We start from the raw sequence: 1667 nt of genomic DNA on the forward strand, positions 1-1667 counted from the left end.
TGGCTCTGGCACACATTTTGTGAGTCGCGCTCGCCGGTAGTTCGGGTTGGGTGCCGAGGTGGAGATCATTCCGGCGTTGCTGCCGCACCTGACGGGCCTGCGGTTGGAAGCGGTGGTGGTTCGGGGCATCACGGTCAGGATCGACGCGGCGACGCAGACGGTGCGGGCGTCGTGCGGGGTCTGCGGCGCATGGTCGACCACGGTGCACGGTCGCTATGTGCGGCGGCTGGCCGATGTCAGGTTGGGTGGCCACGAGGTGCTGGTCGCGTTGACGGTCCGCCGATTCGCCTGCGTGAACGCCCAATGCAGACGGCAGACGTTCGTCGAGCAGGTGCCGGGGCTGACCCGAAGGCATGCCCGCCACACGGTCCTCGCGACAGGTGATCTGCAAGCAGTCGCGGCGGCGTTGGGCGGCCGACCGGGAAGCCGGTTGACGCATCGGTTGGCCGTGTCGGTGTCCCGCTCCACATTGATCCGGATGATCCGCCGGATGCCCGACCCGTCGCCGGTGACGCCGACGGTGCTGGGCGTCGACGACTTCGCCCGCCGCCGAGGGCACCGATACGCGACGGTGCTGCTCGACATGCACACCCGCCGGCCGATCGACGTTCTGCCCGACCGCACCGCCGACACCCTCGCCGCCTGGCTGCGCGACCACCCTGGCGTTCAGATCATCTGCCGCGACCGAGGCGGCAGCTACGCCGAGGGCGCCCGCAAGGGAGCACCTGACGCGATCCAGGTCGCCGACCGGTGGCACCTGCTGAAGAACCTCAGCGACACCGTCGAAAAAGTCATCCGTGGACACCGCCGCTGCCTACGCAACCACGACGAACCGACATCTGCCCTGGTCGCCCCGGCCGACGAGCCGGTCAGGACGGGACGGCGGGCGGCGAACACCCGCCAACGCCACGCGGCCGTGCACGCCCTGCGAGCCGAAGGACTGTCGATCAGCGCGACCGCCCGCCGGCTCGACATGAACGTCAGAACCGCCCGCAAGTACGCCCACGCCACCACCGCCGAGACGTTGATCGGCCCGAACGCCGCCAGCCGACCCAGCATCCTCGCCCCGTTCCACCCCTACCTTCGGCAACGCCTCACCGACGGCGTCCACCAGACAGCCGTGCTGCACGCCGAGATCCTGGCCCGCGGCTATCAGGGCAGCTTGCGGGTACTGCGGGACTGGCTCGCCATCAACCGCACCCGCCCCACCCCTTCGACCGCAGTACGGGTGCCGTCGGCCCGGCGGATCACCGCCTGGATCATGCGACCCGGCCACAAACTCACCGACGACGACCGCGCTGATCTCACCGACGCCCGCCACCGCTGCCCCGACCTCGACACCGTCGCCGGTCTCGCCCGCGGGTTCGCCGCGCTGGTCCGCCACCAGGGCACCGGGCAACACCTCGACGCCTGGATCAACCGCGCCCGCCACGCCGGATACCCCGAAATCCGCGGCTTCGCCGCCGGCCTGGCCAGCGACCGTGACGCCGTCGTCGCCGGCCTCACCCAGCCCTGGAGCTCAGGCCCCGTCGAAGGCCAGGTCAACCGCATCAAGACGATCAAGCGACAAATGTATGGCCGCGCGAACCTCGACCTCCTCCGCAAACGCGTCCTGACCACCCCGTGAGCCATCAACAAGATCAATCACAGAATGTGTGCCAGAGCCA

The 1667-nt window shown here is 69.7% G+C and carries 1 protein-coding gene; it reads left to right on the plus strand.

The features are described 5' to 3' along the window. The first annotated feature begins 58 nt into the window (after window positions 1-58). A complete protein-coding gene (locus AB0I71_RS32470; protein ID WP_357591178.1) occupies window positions 59-1627 on the plus strand; it encodes an ISL3 family transposase in 1569 nt (522 codons plus the stop codon). Window positions 1628-1667: the final 40 nt, after the last annotated feature.

Source organism: Micromonospora sp. NPDC049891 (assembly GCF_040660295.1).
Classification (GTDB): Bacteria; Actinomycetota; Actinomycetes; order Mycobacteriales; family Micromonosporaceae; genus Micromonospora.